Origin of the sequence: Paracoccus sp. PARArs4 (assembly GCF_947311865.1) — a bacterium.
GTDB lineage: Bacteria > Pseudomonadota > Alphaproteobacteria > Rhodobacterales > Rhodobacteraceae > Paracoccus > Paracoccus zeaxanthinifaciens.
The window spans coordinates 87,064-102,248 of the sequence record NZ_CAMZMW010000009.1; the positions used below are offsets into that span (position 1 = coordinate 87,064).

13 protein-coding genes are annotated in these 15,185 nt (G+C 62.0%); 8 read left to right on the top strand and 5 right to left on the bottom strand.

Annotated features, from left to right (window positions below; translation table 11 throughout):
- Window positions 1-306: 306 nt before the first annotated feature.
- Complete coding sequence (locus tag QMZ16_RS09365) at window positions 307-1,317, top strand: phospholipase D family protein (RefSeq protein ID WP_282603037.1); 1,011 nt, start codon at window positions 307-309, stop codon at window positions 1,315-1,317.
- On the opposite strand, the gene QMZ16_RS09370 is transcribed toward QMZ16_RS09365, so the two are convergent.
- The 4 genes from QMZ16_RS09370 to QMZ16_RS09385 all read right to left on the bottom strand — a co-directional run bounded on the left by QMZ16_RS09370 (window position 1,314) and on the right by QMZ16_RS09385 (window position 5,335).
- A complete protein-coding gene (locus QMZ16_RS09370) occupies window positions 1,314-2,903 on the bottom strand; it encodes an N-6 DNA methylase (protein WP_282603038.1) in 1,590 nt (529 codons plus the stop codon). The two genes, QMZ16_RS09365 and QMZ16_RS09370, sit on opposite strands and share 4 nt — an antisense overlap.
- 247 nt (window positions 2,904-3,150) lie before the next feature.
- Entirely contained in the window at window positions 3,151-3,561 is a 411-nt protein-coding gene (locus tag QMZ16_RS09375; protein ID WP_282603039.1) for a hypothetical protein, read from the bottom strand.
- A complete protein-coding gene (locus tag QMZ16_RS09380; protein WP_282603040.1) occupies window positions 3,558-4,883 on the bottom strand; it encodes a recombinase family protein in 1,326 nt (441 codons plus the stop codon). Before QMZ16_RS09380 ends, QMZ16_RS09375 begins: the two co-directional genes overlap by 4 nt.
- Window positions 4,880-5,335: a DUF2924 domain-containing protein gene (locus QMZ16_RS09385; RefSeq protein WP_282603041.1), complete on the bottom strand. Its 456-nt coding sequence runs from the start codon at window positions 5,333-5,335 to the stop codon at window positions 4,880-4,882. Before QMZ16_RS09385 ends, QMZ16_RS09380 begins: the two co-directional genes overlap by 4 nt.
- Before the next feature lie 337 nt (window positions 5,336-5,672).
- Here QMZ16_RS09385 and QMZ16_RS09390 point away from each other — a divergent pair, with 337 nt between their 5' ends.
- On the top strand, window positions 5,673-6,914 hold the full coding sequence (locus QMZ16_RS09390; protein ID WP_282603042.1) for a hypothetical protein: 1,242 nt from the start codon (window positions 5,673-5,675) through the stop codon (window positions 6,912-6,914).
- On the top strand, window positions 6,874-7,821 hold the full coding sequence (locus tag QMZ16_RS09395) for a hypothetical protein (protein ID WP_282603043.1): 948 nt from the start codon (window positions 6,874-6,876) through the stop codon (window positions 7,819-7,821). The genes QMZ16_RS09390 and QMZ16_RS09395 overlap by 41 nt, the downstream gene beginning before the upstream one ends.
- 61 nt (window positions 7,822-7,882) lie before the next feature.
- Here QMZ16_RS09395 and QMZ16_RS09400 read toward each other — a convergent pair whose 3' ends face one another.
- Window positions 7,883-11,398, bottom strand: coding sequence for an AAA family ATPase (locus QMZ16_RS09400; RefSeq protein ID WP_282603044.1), 3,516 nt, complete (start codon window positions 11,396-11,398; stop codon window positions 7,883-7,885).
- 761 nt (window positions 11,399-12,159) lie between these two features.
- Between QMZ16_RS09400 and QMZ16_RS09405 the strand changes: the two genes are divergently transcribed.
- Genes QMZ16_RS09405 through QMZ16_RS09425 form a run of 5 tightly spaced genes read left to right on the top strand, consistent with a single transcriptional unit; the run spans window position 12,160 to window position 15,181 of the window.
- Window positions 12,160-12,753 (top strand): sigma factor, encoded by a 594-nt coding sequence (locus QMZ16_RS09405; protein ID WP_282603045.1) that lies wholly within the window; start codon window positions 12,160-12,162, stop codon window positions 12,751-12,753.
- A gap of 28 nt (window positions 12,754-12,781) precedes the next feature.
- Window positions 12,782-13,129 carry a hypothetical protein gene (locus QMZ16_RS09410; protein WP_282603046.1) on the top strand — a complete coding sequence of 116 codons (348 nt, stop codon included), beginning with the start codon at window positions 12,782-12,784 and terminating at the stop codon, window positions 13,127-13,129.
- Entirely contained in the window at window positions 13,129-13,662 is a 534-nt protein-coding gene (locus QMZ16_RS09415; RefSeq protein WP_282603047.1) for a hypothetical protein, read from the top strand. The genes QMZ16_RS09410 and QMZ16_RS09415 overlap by 1 nt, the downstream gene beginning before the upstream one ends.
- On the top strand, window positions 13,659-14,531 hold the full coding sequence (locus QMZ16_RS09420) for an ATP-binding protein (protein WP_282603048.1): 873 nt from the start codon (window positions 13,659-13,661) through the stop codon (window positions 14,529-14,531). The genes QMZ16_RS09415 and QMZ16_RS09420 overlap by 4 nt, the downstream gene beginning before the upstream one ends.
- Before the next feature lie 20 nt (window positions 14,532-14,551).
- Window positions 14,552-15,181, top strand: coding sequence for a hypothetical protein (locus tag QMZ16_RS09425; protein WP_282603049.1), 630 nt, complete (start codon window positions 14,552-14,554; stop codon window positions 15,179-15,181).
- Window positions 15,182-15,185: the final 4 nt, after the last annotated feature.

Here is a 15,185-nt window from a genome sequence, read left to right on the forward strand (position 1 = left end):
GCAAGCAGCATCTTCATGGCGGGACCAGCCTTTCGCACTCGCGCCCGCGTTGCAAGTCAGATAATGATTAGAAGTCAAGCCGTTGGTGATGCTCCATGCGTCACTGCCTTGAAGCTGTTCTCACTAGTGGGAACGGCTTCAGTCTGAGGATTTGGATGTTCTGACGTGGCAAGAATTAAAGCAATATTTCAGCCTCTGGTAGGCGGACAGCAACACGCAACCCAACTTGTTTCGTTGGTAAGTCAGCCTTGGCTCGAGCGGCTAGTTCTCTCATCTGCATTTTGCAATTCAGCGGGGGTTGCAGCGGTGTCCACAGCACTTGGTCCAGTTGCAAAGGTTTGCAGGGCATTCATCGGTGTACGCAACGGTTCAACGACGGCGCAAGCCACGGCTGCCTTATTGAAGCTGGGGGTTGAACTCTATGCGCTGGACACCGCGACCAGAAGTCGAATTTTTCACCCAAAGACCTTTATGGCAACGGGTGATGACCAGGCACGGGCTATAGTCGGTAGTGCAAACTTAACTCATGCGGGTTTGTTCAACAATATTGAACTCGGATCTGATATCGAGTTGGATCTGGCGGACGCCTCTGACAAAGCGTTTGTTGACGCAATAACGGATGGGTTCGACGATCTTATAAATAATCACCCACAGCATTGCTTCCGAATATTAAATGGGCGTCAAATCGTTGATTTGATGAGGCAGGGTATCCTCGAAGACGAACGAAATCCCAAGACGCAGACTGCCTTTGGTTCTGGCACTCAAGGCAGTACTACGAGCAAGCCTCGAATTAACTTGCCGTTCAAGGGCTCACCGAAGAAAACGAAGACAAAGAAACCAAAACTTAGTACGACAGCGCCTACCGGTGGGCTGCCTGCCTCGCCTCCGATCTATGGACAATTGGTATGGTCAAAACCGAGCCTTCCTGCCTCCGATCTCCAGCTTAACCCCGGACACGCGCCGGGAGTTTTGCGACTAACGCAAGCAAGATACAAGATTGGCGGTATAGTTATTGACCAGACAACGTACTTCCGAAATCAAGTGTTCTCAAGTTTGAGCTGGAACTACAATTCAGTTGCGCAGAAAGACGAAGCAGTTGCGCCGACCTCGCTGATCATTGCTGGCGTGTATGTCGGTGACTTCGACATGCCTTTGAGCCACAAACCATCTTGGGCTGCTGGACAGGGCAACTACACAACCGGATTGCACTGGGCTGGTGCGACCAACCATATTAAGCAACCAGGTCTAGTCGGACGCACTCTTAAGCTGTACCAACCTGCGTCGGCTATGGGTCGGTATGTCATTGAAATTGATTAAGTAGGTAGGCGGTGCCGTCGGTCACGGAGCATAGCCCACGCCGCGAGCAGTTCCATCTGTTCGTTCTTGGTCAACGCACCTAGCACGGCTTCCGATTGTACCTCTAGCGTGTCGGCCACTGCATCCTGCCGCACCATTCGGTCCAGTCGCTCCACATCTGGCGCAATAGCCTCTGGGGCGGGCAATAGCAGCTTCTCGATCTCGCTGGGCACGAGTTCCAGAACGCCGCCACCGTAGTGACGCCCTTCCAGTTCTGCGCTCAAGGCGGTTAGACTATTGTAGAAGCCATAGACTAGGGCATCCGCTGTGCCGCGCAGCGCGCGAATGCGGTAGGCGGTATCTGTCGTATAGGCCCCAGCTCGATTGAGGATCAGGCGGGGCGTGTCGTGGCTGCGTTTGAGCATTCCGACTTCTGTCGTGTGCACCGAGGGCACCGTGTACCACGGGCTGCGTATGCGGCACTTGTATCGTTTATGAAAATTCTCTCGCTCGCCCGATGCAATGTAGGCGCGGCCTTGTGCGCTGTCTTCGACAGACCGATCCAGCCACAGAAAGTTAGTGGGCTTGCCGCTGGCAGCGTTTCGGTCGTGCTGCGCATCGTCATAAATCACGCCGGGGCAGTGGTCGCTTCGCCCAAACATTGGGTGGGCCCACCGTTCAAGCTCGTACTGTCGTACTACCTCATCAGTCACTAGGAAGAACTTGTTGGCCCCGGTGACGATGCCCACGTCCACCCTTGCAGCGTCAGCAAAGCGGCAGAAGCCATCGCTGGCCTCTATCGAGTCCAGTATGGCGAGCGTGGCAGGCGGCACAAGCGCGCGAGTCCATTTGCCCTGTACCGTCTTGCCGTTTATCGCACGGGGAATGTTGAATACTGCTTCTGGGTCTTGCCGCAGAAAGTCGCGGCCAGACACGCGGTGGATACCCAGCCCCTCGCCGTATACGTCTGGGGCAGCCTTCTTCTCCGCCAGCAAGAGAACTGCCCCCTGTAAGGTGCCCTCAAACCAGATTTCCTGCGGGTCCACGATGACGATGCGGCGGCACTGCTCGCCGAGATATGTCCGCAGAGACTGCGCGTGCATGACGTGTACGATCTCGGACGGAACTACCATCGCCAGACGCCCGCCGGGGCGCAGCAATTCCATCGACGCGAGGATGAATGGCACCCAAGCATTCGTGTGCTTCGTGAACTTGCAACCCAGTCGCGCGAACACCCGTTCGGCATTAGTCTGAAAGGCGGCAGGCAGATACTGGTAGCGAACGAAAGGCGGATTACCGACTACCGCATCGAACTGGCCGCTCCTGCTTTCTAGCGCCCAGCCGAGGAAGTCGCGGTTGTACACCGTGCAGTCGGGAAGACCCCGCGCGGCTGCCTTGGCGGCTTCTTCGGGTGCCAGCTCGAACGCAGTGACGCTGGCCTCAGTCCCCTCCAGTGTGGGGAAGAATGCGCCGTCGCCGCAGCTGGGCTCCAAGACGCGTGAGCCCTTGGTGGGCGCAACCCAGCGAGTCAGGAAGGCGGCAAGATCGTTCGGAGTGTAGTATCCACCGCGCAATTTCTGCTTAGATTCCAACGCGATGAAGTTCATGTGGCTCGCCCTCGTGTAGAGTTCTTATTGCGTTCCCACTGTTAAGGCGTGGTGAACTGCACCCCTTCTAAACCAACGGCCAAAGCCACGCCAACCAAATCTGGTAGTCGCAAGAAAACCGCCTACCGAATATCGCGTCGGCATCGCGCTGTTCCCACGATTGATTGCCCAGCAGCGTTCGTACCGGTGGACCTCGCCCACGCCGAAAAGAATGTGGGTGTCAGGATGCAAGTTGAATTATGGCATTTCATTTATTAACCGCATGACGATCATTTAGCATCCATATTGAACACTGTTGTTCCCAATCCGTCGGAAATGGCTCAAGTACCCGCGCCAGCGTCACCTCCGGCACCTGATTACCGTCCAGGATCGTCTCGACGATGTCGGGCGCGATCATCGTGAGTCGGAGGACACGTGTCACGTATGATGACCCAATACCCTCCCGCTCAGCCAGTTCGGCGACGGTGGTGAACTCGCCGGACTCGAGCAACCGCTTCCAGCGGAACGCTCGGGCCATCGCCTTGATCAGTGAGTTGTCGGGCTTCCGCGGTTGCGCGGTGCCCTCAGGGAGCTGCATCTCCTTACGCCCCCCACGCTTCACCACGCGGAATGGGACGTGCAGTGTCACGATCTCGGGGATCGTGGACCCGCGGGTCACGCCGCTTCCCCGATGCCGCCGGCCAGCATCTCGCGAGCGAGGCTGCTGAGTCCGTCTACGCGGAGCCGGACGTTGAGCCCATCCGTGCCGATGTCCACGCGGTCGACCAGCAGCGTCACGATGCGTGCCTGTTCGGCGGGGAAAAGTTCCTCCCAAAGCGGGTCGAGTTGGTGCAAGGCCGCGCGTGCGTCGGCCTCGGAGATGTCTTCGGCGTAGGCACGCGCCGCCTTCCAGGTCTCCACAACAATCTCCGGCTGGCGGAACACGGCGCGGAGCTGGTCTATGACGGCGCCCTCGATCTCGCCCGCAGGCACGCGGCCGACCGGACACGAACCAGCACCGTGCTTCAGCACGGTCTGACTGACATAGTAGCGGTACAGCCTGTCGCCCTTACGGGTGTGCGTCGGTGAGAACGCGGCGCCATCGGGCCCGAACAGCAGCCCCTTCAGCAGCGCGGGCGTGTCGGCGCGGGTGCGCGCGGCGCGCTTGCGGGGGCTCTCCTGCAGGATGGCGTGGACGCGGTCCCAAATCTCGGGATCGATGATGGCGTCGTGCTCGCCGGGATAGCTGTCGCCCTTGTGCACTGCCTCGCCGATGTACGCGCGGTTGCTGAGCATGCGGTAGATGTATTTCTTGTCGATCCGGTTGCCGCGCGGTGTCCGGATGCCGCGTGCGCCGACGTCTCGCGCCAGTTCCGTGCAGGATCCGATCTCGAGGAACCGGGCGAAGATCCAGCGCACATGCGTGGCGGCTTCTTCGTCGACCACCAGCTTCCGGTTCAGGGCGCGATAGCCATAGGGCGGCACCCCGCCCATCCACATTCCCTTCTTGCGGCTGGCGGCGACCTTGTCGCGGATGCGCTCGGCGGTCACCTCGCGTTCGAACTGGGCGAAGCTGAGCAGGATGTTCAGCGTCAGCCGACCCATGGACGTGGTCGTGTTGAACGACTGCGTGACCGAGACGAAAGTCACGCCGTTCCGGTCGAACACCTCGACCAGCTTGGCGAAGTCGGCCAGCGAGCGGCTGAGGCGGTCGATCTTGTAGACGACGACCACGTCGACCAGCCCGTCCTCGATGTCCTCTAGCAGCCGCTTCAGGCCGGGGCGTTCCAGGGTTCCGCCGGAGATACCGCCGTCGTCATACTGATCGCGGACCAGCACCCAACCCTCGGAGCGCTGGCTGGCGATGTAGGCCTCGCAGGCCTCGCGTTGAGCGTGGAGGCTGTTGAACTCCTGCTCCAACCCTTCTTCGCTGCTCTTGCGCGTGTAGACCGCGCAGCGCAGCTTGCGGACCACCTTTGCCTTCTCTGGCGGCCTGCTCATGCGCCCCTCCGGTGATTCTTGAGGCCGAAGAAGACCCACCCGTTCCAGCGCGTGCCGGTGATCGCGCGCGCGATGGCAGACAGCGACTTGTAGGGCCGACCCTGCCATTCGAAGCCGTCGGCGGTGACGGTGACGATCTGCTCGACGCCCTGCCATTCTCGCACTAGCCGTGTGCCGATGATCGGGCGGTCGCGGTCGAGGCGCATGCCGCGCTTCCTCTTGTCCCCGCCGTCCAGTTCCTCGCCAAGCCGTTCCAGCCGCCGGATTGTCTCGGGCTTCAGCCCGCCATAGGCCAGTTCCTGGATGCGATAGGCGATGCGGCTTTCGAGGTAGCGCCGGTTGAACGGCGGCGGTTCGCTGTCGAACAGATCGCGCCACTGCTTTTTCAGGTCAGGCGTCGCGGTGGTCTTCAGTGCGGCCAGGCGGGCGGGGATGGGATCGAGCTTGTTCATGCATTTCTCCGGTGCGTTGGAGTTGCATGACGGCATTGGTCGGGCGGATAGTGTAGGCAACGTTCTCCAGTATCGTCAGATACTTCGCCCGTCTCCCGCATCCGCAACCGAACCAGCCCGAGCGCCAGCAGGCCGCACAGCTCGGCGCGGCGTTCTGCGGGCGTCATCTGGTCGGGTGGGAGCGGATTGGGGCGTTTCATGCGGGCCTCGGAGTGGTCGTCTCCTCTGGCCTCTACTCGTCGATGTCGGAAAGCGTCCCAGCCGATCCCGCACAGGTTGATGAATCACGCGAAAGAACGTATCAAGAACACTGGTTTTGCAGGAAAGGGGATTCGTCGTGGCCGGCAATTTGAAGAAGTTCGTGAACCCCCGGTTCATCAAGACCATTGATCTCGCCCTGATGAAGCCGCTGCTGGCGCGACATGCGGGCAAGTACAAGGGCTTCTCCGTCGACCTGCTGGACCAGGAGGAGGATGCCGCCCGCGAGGCGCTGGAGAAACTGCTGACCGGCGCCGAGGACAGCTATCCCGAGGGGCTGCGCGGCGATCTGCACCGCATCGCGGAACTGGGCGATGCCCGCGGCCTCGAGATCATCCAGGCGCAGGCTGCCCGTCAGGGCGTCGATCTGTTCCCCGACATGAAGACCGGCGACGAGGACGCACCGAACAAGGCGCATGATCCCAAGCACATCGCCGTCCGGGTCTTTCTGGAGCATCCCGACCTGTTCGACGCGGCCGCCGACCACATGGCGATGCTCACCGCCGACCGCCTGCATGAATATGCCGGGCGGGAACGTGGCGTCGCGATCGATCTGACAGAGGAGAAGGTCGAAGCATTCCGGACGGCCGTTGCCGCGCTCTTCCGTGACGCGTTTCTCGGGGACTACTGCCGGGTGGGCGACTACGACGACGATGATGAGATCAACCTCGTGGTCAGCCACGGATCCATGGTCTCGACCATGCCGGTCGTCGAGGGCCAGGTCGAACGGGTCATCAGCGTGCGCCAGATTTCCCACGCCGTGCTGCGATACTCCGAGAACACTGGCATGCTGCGGCTGGCCCGCATCCGGAAGGCGCATCAGCCCGAGATCGCGGAACTCTTCGCCTCGATCATCCTCGACAGACCCGGCTTCTTCGACGGCGACGATGCGCAGGACCTCTATACCCTGCGTCCGGTCGAACTGGCCGGACCGAGCTTCGCCTTTGATGCCGCCTACAATCCGCTGATCGACAAGGTACTGATCATCGAGGCGGCGGCCGACCTGATGGCGCCCGGCAAGAAAGGGTATCCCCGGGTGGTGCGTACGCTGCGGTCGCGGGATCTGGGCGGTGACGCGCTCCAGCATTTCGGCAGCACGCCGGTCACGTTCGGCGACGCCTGGCGCCTGGGCGAGCTCGTGTTCCGAATCCTGTTCAAGGGCGACGGCAAGCGCCAGCCACAGGTCACGGTCAAGCTGCGCCCCCCGGGCGTCGTGCAGTTCCGCCGCACCCAACATGAGGCGCGGGTGATGAAGCTGATCGAACGGAACGGACTGATGAATGACCGAGACGATTTTGAGGTTGTTGACGCGGCTGAGTGAGGCTGGCGACGACGCAATCCTACCCGCAGAGCTTGCCGTGCCCTTCTTCGGTCCGGTCTTCGACCGGCTGCTGGCGAAACGTGTCCTCGTCGAACAGGCGCCGCTGGCCGATTGGGAGGTCTGCGATGCCTGCGAATGCGGGCTCCCCTGTCGGCCGATCCGGAAAGCGGGCGATGGATATCGTGCTGAGTGCCCGCTCGACCGCCGACACGACGTCGATCTCACCGAGGACGATTTGCGCGTGTTCCGCATCAGCGGCGGGGCGCTGGCATCCGTGATCGGCACCGCGGCAGGGTTCAGCACAGCCCCGAAGCTCGCCGCGGAAAAGGTCTGGCGGCTGGGCGACACGCCATCGAGTCGGACGGTGTTTCTTGCATTGGAGCCCGCGGCCCTGACCGGCGACGGCATTGCCGCATCGTTGCGCCAAGCGGCGCAGGGCTCGGACGTCACGATTCTCGCGCCGCAGTTGCCCGCGGAGATTGGCCGGCGACACCAGGATGCGGGCTTTCATCTGGTCGAAACACTCGCGGTGCTGATGCCCGCATCGGATGGCCTCGGCGTCGCAATCGATGTCGCGGCTCTGGCGCCGGTTCCGCTGGCGCCCGAGCTTCGAGTTCGGAGAGCGACGGCGGAGGTTCATTGGGGCGGTCGCTCCGTCATTCTGTCGCGTCAGATTTTCCCCGTGTTCGAACGCCTGCTGGAAAAAGCGATGTCGCGCGATCAGGTTGCCTCCGGATCCCATGTCGAAGGCACGACGGCGCGCGAGGCCAAGGATCTGATCCGCGAGCTGCGCGACGCGTTCAAGGCTGCCGGGTTCACCGATGCCGAGAGCAAGTCCCTGATCGAGACGGTGCGCAACCGGGGCTATCGCTTGGGTGTTCAATCATCGCGGATTGATGTCGATTGATAAACCACCGCCCCCAACTGAAGGCAAATGTGCGGAATTTTCACCTGTTCGCGGGGCTTCCCTAGCTCGCAACTAGCTCCCTGATGAGAGCTTCGATCACCTGTGAGTCGAGTCCTTTACCCGGCCCATCGTCCGTTATGATCAACCTTCCCGCTGGGTTGCTTGCCGAGCGCTCGTCGTAACCATTTGCAGCGTAGAGCATTTTCTTGCGGTGCCAACGTTTGCGATACTGTTCATCCGCCATCATGCCGCAATGCTCCCAGTACCAGCTGTTGCCGCCGGCCTCGATCAAGAAGTCTGCCCAGCGGCCGCGGCCGTCATTAAACGGCAGCAGCGGTTCAATCTGATAGTTCAGTCGGCCCGCGCGCTCGAAAGTGTACAGGATGTTGGCGATCGCCAGCTCGTTCTTGGAACTGACCATCTCGCCGCGCAAAGTACGGTGAATAAGCCTCTCCTCGAGGAATGTGCGCTGCGCGCCAGCCAAAGCTCTCGGAATCTCAGCGCTCAGATGCACTTCCTGCGGTTTCGGCGTACGGAGCAGATTAGTAAAGCGCGACGCGATATCAGAAAATGCATACTGTCGTAGGGACAAGAACTTGTCGAACGGGCCTTGGTGCAAAATCCAGATCCGCTTTTTCTGCCGCGTCAGGGCCGTATAAATCATCTCGCGCGAAACGAGGCGGCTACGTGCAGGCAGCACCAGAATGACGCTGCCGAATTCACTGCCCTGCGCCTTGTGGACAGTGATAGCATAAGCGAGTTCCAGATATGGGTTGCCGTCCTCGGAGAAGTCTCTGCGCTTGAAGCTGAAATTGCGATCAGCGCGTCCTGCCAATTCCACATGCGTAAACTGGGGGTTCTTCCGTCCCCACTGACGCTGGCCAGTCACAATCCCGATTTCGCCGTTGGCGATGTATTCCTTTTCGCCGTTCGCCTTTGTATCGTAGACCCACGGCTGGCGGTGATGGTTGCGCACGCAAATGACTTTGTCGCCGTAGACGATTTGCTCGGGCCCGCGCGGCTTTACGAAACGCATCCATTCCTGGTAGCCCGGCACACGGTTTGAATCGACCGCCTGCGCCAAACGCCCGCCGCGCAGGCGCTCTTTGAAGCGGCGATTGAGGAAAACCGATCCACCGGGCGTGTTGCGGTTAACACTCAGTATCTGCCAGGCCTCCGCGGAATCGGCGCAGCCGCGCTCAAAGTTCAGATAGCCCCTGTCGGCGCGAACGGCCCCAAGTGATTGTTCGAGTGCATCTGCAAGCTCTTCGGGGGCGCACGCCAACTCCTGCGCGAGGACCTCCTCGACCAAATTGCCAAGATCGGTGGCGTTCTCCCACTGCCGATATTTGACGGTATCATCGTCAGTGCCGCTGATCGCATTTACGACGATTTCGTCTTCGCCGGGCGGCAACTCCCGGCCGGAAAAGATTGCGGCGAGCTGCACATCGGCACGTGAAAGTGCGGATGGTTGTTCAGTTTGCCCGCCGTTCGCACCGAGTGTCTGCCGACGCGGTGTGCTCAGTTCGCCGACGCCCTTCCCCTCGTGATCGCGCTTCAAATGCTCGATGATATCGACAAAAGGGCAACCGGCGCCGATCGGTGGAAGCTGGTAGGGGTCACCTACCAATATCAGCCTGCAGGTCTGCGGAAGAGCCTCGATAATCGCCGCAAGCATATCCTCTGTAAGCATCGAAGACTCATCGACGATGCATGTAGTGGCTTCGATTTTAGGTGCGAGCGGATTCGTGAAATAGCGTCCAGTGTCAGCGTCGTAGCGAGCGCCGAGCAGAAACTGCGCTACGGTCTGCACCTGATCACGGCAACCCGTCTCCTGGCCCAGCCGGACTCGCGCTTTTCCGGTTGGCGCGAGGAGCCTCACCCGGGGCCCAACGATTTCGTTCCGCTCCAAAAGAAGCTGCAGAACGCTCGTTTTTCCGGTGCCGGCAGGGCCAATTAGAACACCGATCCTACTCCCGGCAAGACGTGTGAGCGCCGCGGCCTTTTCATTGCGCGCACGGTCTTCATCCTTGTTGCCTTCCGGAAAGGCCCCGAATTTCCCATCAACCAGAGCTCGCCAGTCGACGGCACCCGCAGCGTCAGTTGCTTTCAAACGATCAGCAACCGCACGGCCGATGAGCTTAGCGCTCGACACGTAACGATCCAACTGAACGGTTAACTTGCCACCTTCGTCGTCAACAATCACGGTTGGGGCGAAGTCGCCGCTACATATATCTACCGTATCCGCGTCAAGTGGGACCGGATGCACGGTCCCGAGATCGGCGGCTGCTTCGACGAGCTTTTCAATCGGGAGTATCGTGTGGCCCTGCGTTGCGCTTCGTTCAAGCGTCTCGACGCAGGCCGCACGCAAGCGAAATTCGTTGTCGTATTCGGCCAAGCCCGGAGCGCACGATGAAGGCAGCTGATGAGCAGTCGCCACCTCCTTCCCCGGATACAGACCGCGATCGATCGTGCCGAAAGCGATCGGGTCGGCGGCCAAACGATCCTGCTCGAACAGAACAAACGGATTGGCGAGTGTATCGACAGCGTTGACGTGGAAGGCGCGCTGCGCCTGCATCTTAGTCAATTCGAGCCTTGCGAGCACCTTCAGGCGGTCGAGCTCCGCTGGCTGTCGTGAAAGTTTCGCCCAGCGTTTTTGAAGCATACCAGTGACTGGTGGCGATCCCGCCGGCGCAAAGCGCTTGCCTGTGAAAATCGCGTCGATCACCGGCCAAGGATCGACATTCTCCTCGAGTTCGTCTGCCAGCGCGATAGCGAAGAGTGTCCCGTTAAAGCCGGGGTGCAGGGCTGAGAGCGCGACTCCCAATCCCGGAGCTGGCCCCTGCATCTTCCAAAGCCGCCCGAGCCTCTCATCGATCCAACTGATATATCGCTGCCACGGGCCTTCCAGAACTTGCGCGATATTTTCGAGCGCCGCGCGTGCAGCGAGCAGCGCCGCCGCGGCACTGCCATGGCTCACATGCTCGCTGCCATAAGAGAACTGAGCCCTCGCATCATCCGGGGCAAAGGCAACATAGGCTGCCGGATCAAGCTCGGATCGCTTTTCACATTCCCTGAGGATCGCGTGATAGGGCATGACGAACCCGCTCGTAAACCCGCCACCTTCCTGCGCGGGCCTCAGGGAATGCTGAAATGGGCGCTCCCAAACCATCGCACGTAGCCCCGAACCACTGCCTTGCGCGTAGTTATATTCGCGCACTTGATGCTTCGTGCCCAGGATCGCTGCACCAAGCAGCACACGCCGTTCGTCATCGCAAAGCGGTGTGCGTGTCGCGTAGAAGAGCACAAGGCTTTCATTTTCGACCAAGGGGGCGGCGAAGGCATTGAGCAGCATCTCCTGGTTGTCGAAGCTTTGGATCCAGCTCGTGTCGGCGAGCCAGCCCGGTGCCTCTGGCTCTCGTTCCCGGCAAGCCTCTAAACCGAGTTCGGCGGCAATCTCGAACCCGCTCTCCTTAAGCATCCAGCGATAAGGAATGGCCAGAGCTCCCCACGCCGGCAGATGCACCGTTTGCGGCAAGATATGCTTGTGATCCTTGCTCCAGCGCGAATACGCCATCACGCTTTCGAATGTATGTGGTTGCCGGCTGAGAAAACCGGCGCTGCTGCGCAGACAAGGGGGTGTTTGCTCAGGGCTCAGGCCCTCAAAAGCTTGGCCACTCAGCAAATCCTCAAGATCATCGTTTCGGTTTTCCGCAACGAGCTTCAGTGCCAGACAAGCGCTGTTTGCACGTGGATCGTCACAGACGTGCCCGTCCCAAATCCGATCATGCCAAGGCACCCTCAAAGACAAATTTCGAACAAATCCCACGGTCGCCGCTGCCCTTTGCAGTTTGCTTCAGTAACCCGTTTTAGGGTCAGATCAGAAATGAGTTTAGAGAAACGATCACGCTATAATCCAGTTCGATTGCGCAAAAGAACAACGATCACGATGGTTTGGACCGAACTCGCCAAGCCAAAGCATACGAGGAAGACAGATTGCAGTCCAAGTGATTTATCGCCGGGAGAAAGGACAAGGTCTGCTCGTTGCTCCCGCGCAGCATCTGCCACGGTCGCCCACAATCGGTCGAACATTGACGGGTCTGGAACGCGATACAGTGTATCGCCGCATCGGGATGGATAGCGTCGCTTCGCTTCGCCGCGCCGGCGGAGGCCCCCCTGTTCCTGAGCTGCGGTCCATTGCCTCCGATGGGCTCAGCGCCAACCTTGAAACTTCTGGACCCACCAAACCCCCACCCTTTTCCCACCTCGTTCCCACCTGCGCGCCAACCGCATCCGGCACCTTGAGCTCATCAGAAACGATGACCGAGGCGCACAGCGATGCAGATCGAACTCTCCCCCGACGACATTGAAACCATCATCCGCGAGGCCGATGCGGCGGCGCAACGCCTCCGGCGCAAGCTGAGCCTGCCGCTCTGCGAGCGCGAGGATCTGGGCCAGGACCTTCTGGTCGATCTGCTGCGCCGCTTGCCCGCCTACGATCCGTCGCGTGGCAGCATTGGCGCCTTCGCCAACATCGTCCTGCGCAACCAATCCTCGCGGATCGCGATGCGTCACCACCGCCAGCGCCGTGCGCAGGGTGGGTCGCTGCTCTCGCTCGAGGTGCCGCTGGCCGGAACCCGCGAGCCGGTCGGCGACACGCTGACCGAGGACGACGGGCTTGCCGCTTGGCACGGCCAGACCTGCTGCGCCGCGGCCGTCACCGAACTGCACCACACCCTGCAGGCAGCTCTCGCGCGGCTTCCGGCCGAGGATCGCCGGTTCTGCGCGGCGTTGGCGCATCGCCCCGTCACCGCGCTCGCGGCCGAGGGCTTTGGCAGCCGCTCCGCGCTCTACCGCCGCCTCGCCGATCTCCGCCACGTCCTCACCGTCCACGGTCTCGGTCCCGCCTGGGACGATCTCGCGGCGGCCTGAGTAGAGGCGAAAGGAGGAGATCATCTTCATGGGCACCACCCCCTTCATCACGGTCCGCGCCCGCCGACCGCTCACCGAGATCGAGTTCTGCGCCTGGGTGGCGCAGGCCGTGCCGGGCGACCGGCTCGAATACCATCGCGGCTTTCTGGTTCTCGACATCTTCCCGATGTTCGCCCGGTTGCCGGATCAGCCGCGCGCGGAACTGGCACGGCTCGGGTCGCGCGCCTTCTGGGCCGCCGAACAGGGCCTCGTGCACCTGGTGCAGGAGCGCACGGGCCCCGACCAGTTCGCCTACATCGCCGTCGCCCGCCCCAAACCGAAGGCCGCGGCGGTCTCGCTGTCCGCGCTTCTGCTCGCCGAGCGAGAGGCCGCGTGATGACCGCCTTCCAATCCCTTTTTGCCGATCATGGAGACCCTTACATGCCGTTCCCCGCGAACACCCCCACCGTCGACGACCTGCCGGGCCTCGGCTTGAAGGACATCGCCCAGCTGCCCGTCGAGTTGCTGGCCATCCTGCAGCGCGAAGTCGATGAGCGCATCAAGCGCGACAAGGCCGCGAAGGCCCGCCTCGATGGCGCGCTGACGGTCCGTTACGCCACCCGCGCCGCCGAGGAACGGCAGGCCGCGGGCAAGGACACGGGTACGATCCGCTTCGACGACGGCGATTTCACCGTCGTCGCCGACCTGCCGAAACGGGTCGATTGGGATCAGGATCGTCTCGCGGCCATGGTCGAGCGCATCCGCACCGCCGGGGACGATCCCGCGCAGTATGTCGACATCGCCTTCAAGGTGCCCGAGCGCAAATACGCCGCCTGGCCCGATGCCATCCGCGCCGGTTTCGAGCCCGCGCGCACCGTCCGGCCCGGCACGCTGAAGATCGAGATCGTCCCGCAGGGAGGCGATCAATGAGCCTCCCGATCATCAGCGCCGACCAGCGGCTGTCCGAGCCACGCGGGATCAAGGGCTGCATCTTCGGCAAATCCGGCATCGGGAAGACCTCGCTGCTCTGGACCCTGAACGCGTCGACGACCCTGTTCATGGATCTCGAGGCGGGCGATCTCGCCATCGAGGGCTGGGCGGGCGACAGCATTCGGCCGCGAACCTGGACGGAATGCCGGGATTTCGCGGTGTTCATCGGCGGGCCCAACCCGGCGTTGCGCGACGAGCAGCCCTACAGCCCCGCGCATTACAAGGCGGTCTGCGACCGCTTCGGCGATCCGGCCGCGCTCGACCGCTACGACACGATCTTCGTGGACTCGATCACCGTCGCCGGGCGGCTGTGCTTCGGCTGGTGCAAGGGCCAGCCCGAGGCGCTGTCGGAGAAGACCGGCAAGCCGGACGTGCGTGGGGCCTACGGGCTGCACGGCCGCGAGATGATCGGCTGGCTCACGCATCTCCAGCACACGCGGGCCAAGAACGTCTGGTTCGTCGGGATCCTCGACGAGAAGCTCGACGACTTCAATCGCAAGGTGTTCCAGCCGCAGATCGACGGCTCGAAGACCGGGTTGGAGCTGCCAGGGATCGTCGACGAGGTGATCACCATGGCGGAGCTGAAGGCCGACGGCGATCCCTATCGCGCCTTCGTCTGTCACACGATCAACCCTTGGGGCTTTCCGGCCAAGGACCGCTCCGGCCGTCTGGATCAGGTCGAGGAGCCTCACCTCGGCCGCCTGATGACGAAGATCCGCGCCCCTGTCGCGCCAGCGCCCAAGCGCCTGACCTACACCCCGCCACCCGCCGATCCGGCGGCTGACGCCCAATCCCAACCGCAATCCTGATCAAAAAAAGGAGGTTCCCCATGGGTTCCTGGAACGATTTCAACGACGCGCAGAGCAACACCAACCTGATCCCGAAGGGCACGCTGGCCAAGGTGCGCCTGACCATCCGGCCCGGCGGCTTCGACGATGCCTCGCAGGGCTGGACCGGCGGCTATGCCACGCGCGGCTCGACCGGCGCGGTCTATCTGAACGGCGAGTTCACGGTGACCGAGGGTCAGTATGCCCGGCGCAAGATCTTCACCCTGATCGGGCTCTACAGCCCGAAGGGGCCCGACTGGGCGAACATGGGCCGCAGCCTCGTGCGCGGCATGCTGAACTCGGCGCGCGGGATTTCCGACAAGGACATGTCGGCCGAGGCGCAGGCGGCGCGGCGGATCGGCGGTTTCGCCGATCTCGACGGGATCGAGTTCATCGCCCGCATCGACATCGGCACCGACGCCAGCGGCGACGACAAGAACGAGATCCGCAGCGCGGTCACGCCAGATCATCGCGATTACGCGCAGGTCATGGGGACTGCGGCGCTGCAGTTCGGCGGACAGGGTGCAGCCGGACATGCCCCGCAGCAGACCACCCCTGCGGCAGCGGCACATCAGCCCAGCCAGCCCTCGTCCGCCCCCGGGTTCGCCGGTCGGCCGAGCTGGGCGCAGTAAGGGG

Excerpts from the sequence above, each read along its gene's own strand:
- QMZ16_RS09420 (WP_282603048.1), top strand. The coding sequence starts at position 13,659 with ATGAGCCTCCCGATCATCAGCGCCGACCAGCGGCTGTCCGAGCCACGC.
- QMZ16_RS09370 (WP_282603038.1), bottom strand. The coding sequence starts at position 2,903 with ATGAACTTCATCGCGTTGGAATCTAAGCAGAAATTGCGCGGTGGATAC.
- QMZ16_RS09385 (WP_282603041.1), bottom strand. The coding sequence starts at position 5,335 with ATGAACAAGCTCGATCCCATCCCCGCCCGCCTGGCCGCACTGAAGACC.
- QMZ16_RS09400 (WP_282603044.1), bottom strand. The coding sequence starts at position 11,398 with ATGGCGTATTCGCGCTGGAGCAAGGATCACAAGCATATCTTGCCGCAA.
- QMZ16_RS09405 (WP_282603045.1), top strand. The coding sequence starts at position 12,160 with ATGCAGATCGAACTCTCCCCCGACGACATTGAAACCATCATCCGCGAG.
- QMZ16_RS09410 (WP_282603046.1), top strand. The coding sequence starts at position 12,782 with ATGGGCACCACCCCCTTCATCACGGTCCGCGCCCGCCGACCGCTCACC.
- QMZ16_RS09395 (WP_282603043.1), top strand. The coding sequence starts at position 6,874 with ATGACCGAGACGATTTTGAGGTTGTTGACGCGGCTGAGTGAGGCTGGC.
- QMZ16_RS09380 (WP_282603040.1), bottom strand. The coding sequence starts at position 4,883 with ATGAGCAGGCCGCCAGAGAAGGCAAAGGTGGTCCGCAAGCTGCGCTGC.
- QMZ16_RS09415 (WP_282603047.1), top strand. The coding sequence starts at position 13,129 with ATGACCGCCTTCCAATCCCTTTTTGCCGATCATGGAGACCCTTACATG.
- QMZ16_RS09425 (WP_282603049.1), top strand. The coding sequence starts at position 14,552 with ATGGGTTCCTGGAACGATTTCAACGACGCGCAGAGCAACACCAACCTG.